The sequence below is a fragment of the Ilumatobacter sp. genome, assembly GCF_049588435.1.
In the GTDB taxonomy this organism is placed as follows: domain Bacteria; phylum Actinomycetota; class Acidimicrobiia; order Acidimicrobiales; family Ilumatobacteraceae; genus Ilumatobacter_A.
On the sequence record NZ_JBAVYV010000573.1, the window covers coordinates 1 to 5,740 of the forward strand.

At 68.7% G+C, this 5,740-nt stretch carries 5 protein-coding genes; 1 reads left to right on the forward strand and 4 read right to left on the reverse strand.

Features of this window, described 5'->3' with window-relative positions; genetic code table 11:
• The coding region (locus WBV89_RS21495; protein WP_423983374.1) for an acyltransferase family protein at positions 1-2,114 on the forward strand (2,114 nt) is incomplete at its 5' end.
• Between the two features lie 6 nt (positions 2,115-2,120).
• Here the strand turns inward: WBV89_RS21495 and WBV89_RS21500 are convergent.
• The 4 genes from WBV89_RS21500 to WBV89_RS21515 form a co-directional block, all read right to left on the reverse strand.
• A complete protein-coding gene (locus WBV89_RS21500; protein ID WP_423983375.1) occupies positions 2,121-3,308 on the reverse strand; it encodes a RimK family alpha-L-glutamate ligase in 1,188 nt (395 codons plus the stop codon).
• Positions 3,305-4,423, reverse strand: a complete 1,119-nt coding sequence (locus WBV89_RS21505; protein WP_423983376.1) for a succinylglutamate desuccinylase/aspartoacylase family protein — start codon at positions 4,421-4,423, stop codon at positions 3,305-3,307. Before WBV89_RS21505 ends, WBV89_RS21500 begins: the two co-directional genes overlap by 4 nt.
• A complete protein-coding gene (locus tag WBV89_RS21510; protein ID WP_423983377.1) occupies positions 4,420-4,923 on the reverse strand; it encodes an ATP-dependent zinc protease in 504 nt (167 codons plus the stop codon). Before WBV89_RS21510 ends, WBV89_RS21505 begins: the two co-directional genes overlap by 4 nt.
• A 91-nt stretch (positions 4,924-5,014) precedes the next feature.
• On the reverse strand, positions 5,015-5,740 hold a 726-nt coding region (locus tag WBV89_RS21515), incomplete at its 5' end, for a cell wall-binding repeat-containing protein (protein ID WP_423983378.1).

The window sequence follows — 5,740 nt, forward strand, 5'->3', positions numbered from 1 at the left end:
CGATCGCCCAGCGTGAGCGCCTCGGCGCCGAGACGCTCGCGGCCCTCGCGAACGTCGCCAACTGGCGGGCGGCGACGTCCGATGCGTCGTATCAGGAACTGTTCGCCACCGAGCCGAGCCCGGTGGCGCACTTCTGGTCGCTCGCGATCGAGGAACAGTTCTATCTGCTGCTGCCCGTGGTCGCGGTGGTGGCGCTGCGTGGTGGTCGGCGATGGTTCGCGGCGGCGGTCGGAGTGCTGCTCGCCGGATCGATCGCGGCGACGCTGCTCACCACCGACTTCGACATGCTGTACAACGGCACCCACACCCGGGGCGCCGAACTGCTCATCGGATGCATGCTCGCGCTCGTCGTCACGGATCGTCGCGTCGCTCCGTCCGCGTGGTCATCCCGGCGCGCATCTCAACAGTCCGTGCGTCGCTCGCAGCTCGCACTCGGTCTCGTCGGTGCCGCTGGAATCGTCGGCCTGATGGCGACGATCCGGCTGGACGACGCGTTCCTCGTCGACGGCGGTCTGGTCCTGGTGGCACTGCTGTCGGGCGCGTTGATCCTCGGCGTGCTCGCCGATGGCCCGTTGGCCGCGCTCCTGTCGATCGGCCCGCTGGTCGTGATCGGCCGGGTGAGCTACGGGCTCTATCTCTTCCACTGGCCGATCTTCGTGATGCTCTCACCCGAGCGGACCGGCCTCGACGGCGCCGCCCTCGCGATCCTGCGGCTCACGGTGGTCGGAGTGGTGACGATGCTGTCGTACATGGCGATCGAGCAACCGATCCGTCTCCGCCGGGTCCTGGTGCGGCCCATCCGATCCTGGGCGGTGGCGGGAGGTGCCGTCGCCGTCATCGCGCTGGCCACTGTTCTCGTCCCCGGGCCACGGCGATCGGCGACCGATGAATTGCTCGCCTTCGGCGACGACGGCGTCGTTCATTTCGACGACCCAGCACCGGTCGCACCCGGTGCGGCGGCCCCTTCATCGACGACCTCGACAGCCTCGTCGCAGTCCATCGACGCCTCCGCCACGTCGACGACATCCGCCGCGCCGACCACGGCGACGCGACGTCCGCCAGCGGTGACGATCCTCGTGATCGGGGACGATCCCACGGCCGCCGACGCGGCCCAAGCGGCGCGGCCCGACGTCGTCTCCGATGTGGTGCTCCTCCCGCTCAGCGACCTCGAGGGCACCGCTTCCGACGCGGGTCCGGAATCCGACGGCGACGACATCCAGGCGATCGCGTCACGGCAGGTCACCACCGAACATGGCGTCGAGTCGTCCATCGATCGGCTCGGCGAGCGGAATGTTCCGATCGTTCTCGTCTGGTCCGGACCGCCCGGCCCGCTCCAGAGCGCGCTCGAACGGATGGCCATCTCACGTCCCGAGGTGATCGGGCTGGCGACCGACGCGGATGAGCTGGCGGAGCAACTCGATGCCGTCGCCGCCGACACCGTCGAGACGGACGACACCCGGGAGAGGGTCTTGGTGCTCGGGGATTCGACGTCGCTCATCGTCGCCCGCGCGCTGCATGTCGCGGACGAGCGCCTCGACGTCGTCTGGGCGGGCGAGAACGGATGTCCGATCGTGCGCGCCGTTGCGATCCAGCCGAGCAGCAGCACCGATCCGAAGCCACTCGACTGCGCCGACTTCGCCGCGAAGCTCCCACCGCTGATCGCCGACTTCGCGCCGGACACCGTGCTCGTCGTCGCCGGTCCGATCGAGGCGGCGGCGTTGGTCTTCTCCGACGACCCGACGCCTCGGGTGCCGGGCGATCCGGCCTGGATCGGACACCACGACACCGAGTTCGCCGAACTGCTGACGGTGATCGCCGACGTCGACGGAGCGATGCCCCGCCTGCTCGTCGCGGATGCGCCCACGATCGGAGACGGGTTGTTCTCGACTCCCGAGATGGCGCGCGACGAGCGGACCGAGGCCTGGAACACCCAGATCGAACGGTGGGCCCAGGTGCACGATCGCGTCGACGTGTTCGACTATGCCACGCCGCTCGCGGAATACGAGGCCGAGCACGGCTCGGTTCGCCCCGACGGCGTGCATCCGGACGTCGAGGTGCTCACCGAACTGGCGCGCACCGCGTACGTCGAGCAGTTGCTCTCGACCGACCGGTGACCCGGGTCAGTCCTGGAGCGCGTCGTCAGGCAGCTTGCGGACCTTCGCGCGCCGCTTCCGACGAGCGGGGATGAGGTCGCGCATCTCCTCGAGCCGACCGAAGCACAACAACCGGTCGTTCGCCTCGAGGACGCGACTCCCCTTCGGGTTCGGGATCACCGTGTTGTCCCGGTGGAGCGTGAGCACCGAGATGTCACGGTCGCGCAGACCCGATTCGTTGATCGTCTTGCCGGCGAACGCGGACCCTTCGGGAATGTGGATCTCGGCGACCCCGTAGCCCGTACTGACCGTGAGGCGCTGGCGCACGTCCAGTTCGGGAAACGCGACCTGGTTCGCGATGTGGTCGACGATCGCCCCCGCGATGTCGAGTTCGGTCGCGCGTTCGATCCCTTCGAGCCCGGGCGACGAGTTGACCTCCATCACCAACGGACCCTCGTTGCCTTCGAGCATGTCGACACCGGCGACGCGCAGACCCATGATCTGCGCCGCGCGAACCGCCGTGCGTTCGTACTCGGGCGACAACTCGACCGCCTCGACCGATCCCCCGCGGTGGACGTTGGACCGGAACTCGTCTCCCTGCGCCGTCCGTCGCATGGCGCCGACGACTCGATCGCCGACCACCAGGGCACGGATGTCGCGACCCTTGCTCTCCGCGATGAACTGCTGGATGAGCACGTTCTGCCTGGTCGACTGCAACGTCTCGATGATCGCCTCGGCGACCTTCTTGTCGGGTGCGAGGATCACGCCGATCCCCTGGGTCCCCTCGAGCAGCTTGATGACAACCGGCGCCCCGCCGACCAACTCGATCGCGGGCAGCACATCGGCCTTGTCCCGGACGAAGGAGGTGGCGGGCATCCCGATGTCGTGGCGGCTGAGGATCTGGGTGGCGCGCAGTTTGTCCCGCGAGTTCGCGATGCCGTTCGAGGTGTTCGGCGTGTAGACGTCCATCTGCTCGAACTGGCGGACGACGGCGGTTCCGAAATAGGTGATCGATGCGCCGATGCGGGGCAGGATCGCGTCGTAGTCCGACAGCTGCCGGCCTCGGAACTGCAGGTCGGGCTCTCCGCCGGCCAGGTCGATCGCGAAACGCAGGGTGTTGAGCACCCTGCACTCGTGACCTCGTTCGAGCGCCGCGGTCTTGAGGCGATGTGTGCTGTAGGCCCCGGGTGACCGGGAAAGGATGGCGAGTTTCACGTTGTCTCCGTCTCGATTGCATTCCTGAGTGCGGCATCGTCGCGCTGGTCGAGCAGCTCGGCGATGTGGATGATCGCGTCGCCCTGGTTGACGAGCGGTTGCTGGGTGTGTCCGATCACCATTCCGGATCGCGACGCACGGCTCCGGCTGAGCCGCCGACCCACAGAATCGCGCACCGTGGCGACCACGTCGCCACGTTCGACGATCTGTCCGAGTTCGACCTCGATCAATGCGATCCCGCTGCGCCGCACCCGGACCCAACTGCTCGATCGTGTCTCGGCCGGAGGATCGACGACGGAGGTGCCGTCCATCGCCATCGCGTCGTCGGTCTGGACCATTCCGAGGCGACCGAGAACCCGCCCGATGCCGGCGACAGCCATGTCGATCGCATCGTGGTCGAACCGCCATGCCTCCCCGCCTTCGAACAGCAACACCGTCGATCCGGTGGCGGTCGCCGCCGCGCGCATCGAACCGTCGCGCAGCTTGGCGTGCATCATCAGCGGCGCTCCGAAGGCGACCGCGAGATCGCGTGTGCGGGGATCGTCGAGGTCGGCACGGATCTGGGCGAGGTTGGTGCGGTGATCGGATCCCGTGTGGAGGTCGATGCCGACGTCGCAACGCTGAACGATCTCGGTCATGAAGATGTTCGCCACACGAGCGGCGAGCGAGCCGCCCGCCGATCCGGGGAACGACCGGTTGAGATCGCGACGGTCGGGGAGATAGCGGTCGCCGCTCAGGAACCCGTGAACGTTGACGATCGGTACGGCGACGATCGTCCCGGACAGGGAGCGCGGGTCGATCGCGGTGAGTGCGCGCCGGATGATCTCGACTCCCGCGATCTCGTCACCGTGCACGGCGGCGCTGAGCCAGATCACCGGGCCCTCGTTCCGTCCGTGGAACACGTTGATCGGAATCGAGATCTGGTTGCCGGTCACGAGACGCGAGATCGGGATCTCACCGATCGCAGAACGGCCGGCGACGACGTCGAGGTTGCCGATGGAGAACGATGCGCGACGGAGCAGTCGGCGACGACGCTGCGCCGGTGGGGCCACGATCAACGACTGTTCCGGGCCGTCCTCGGGTTCGGAGTCGCCGACGCCCTCGGCGTCGCTCATCGACGCCCTCGGTTTCGTTGACGCGTCTCACGGTCCGGCCGGCCGGTCACGTAGGACAGCGACGGGTCGATGATGTAGCGACCTGCCATCGCATTGCGTCCGAGCAGCATCCGAAAGCCCATCTCGTCACGTCGGGTGAGCGTCAACTCGATGTCGTGCGGTGACCCATCGAGGTCGATGACGGCGCTGATCACGGGCCGAACGCTCCTCGTCCCCGACGAACTCGTGACCGCGCGCTGATCGACGCACGGTGCCTCCACGGGGTGCGGATCGTCATCGTTGCGCTGCCACGGGTGCATCACGAAGCGGGCCCACCGCACTCCATCGCGCTCGAACTCTTCGATGTCGGTCGCGTGGAGGGCCGAGGTGCGCGCCCCCGTGTCCGTCTTCGCTTTCATGGCCGCGACACCCCACTCGGGGAAGGCGACCCATTCCCGCCAACCGATCAGCGACGGCGTGGCGGCATCCGAGGGGCGAGACGACGGGACGGGCACGGGCACGCACGCCAACCTAACGGGAGGCACCGAGCGTCCCGATCTCCGCCTCGGCATGTTCCGCGTGCGTCGGTGTCGCAGTCCACTCGTGACGGGTTCAGGTGCCGGCCCACGTGGGGTAGGCCTCGGGTGCATTGAGGCTGTTCTCCACCCCCGTCGAGACCGAGTTCACTCCGCCCAGGATCGCGACGTGCTGCGGGGACAGTGCGTCGAGCGCCATCCGGCTCTCCAGGGTGAGGGCGTCCGGGTCGGTGATGATCACCGGCACCCCCTGTGCGCCGGCGAGCGCCGACCCCGCCAGGGCATCAGGCCAGTTGAGTCCCTGAGCCACATAGGTGTGAGCCGGGTCGGCGTCGAAGGTGGCGGCCACCGCAGCACCGGTTGCGTAGCGGTTGGGCCCGGACAGCCGTTCGTCTGCACCGATCGCATCGAAGACGCCGGCCGACACCGCGCCCGGCCCGCCGAGGACGACGATGCGCTGGGGCTGGAGGTGGGCAAGAGCGGACGTCAGCGCGGGTGGCACCGAATCCGGTCGCGTGAGAAGGATCGGGCCGCCGTCGCGAGCAGCGGCAGAGGCGCCGGTGAGCGCGTCCGGGAAGTCGGCCCCGCTCGCGATGTAGACGACGGGGACGTCAGGTGGGTGGAGCATCGCGGCGGCCGCGGAGGTGGCGTAGCGGTCGGGTCCGGCGACCCGGGCGACGGCGTAGCCCAGCCCTTCGAGCTCGGTCTGAACGACGACGGGCACCACTGCCGGCCCGCCGAGGATGATCACGTTGGTCGGGGCGATCGAGGCCAGGGCGGCCCGCGTGGCCGCAGGCAGCAT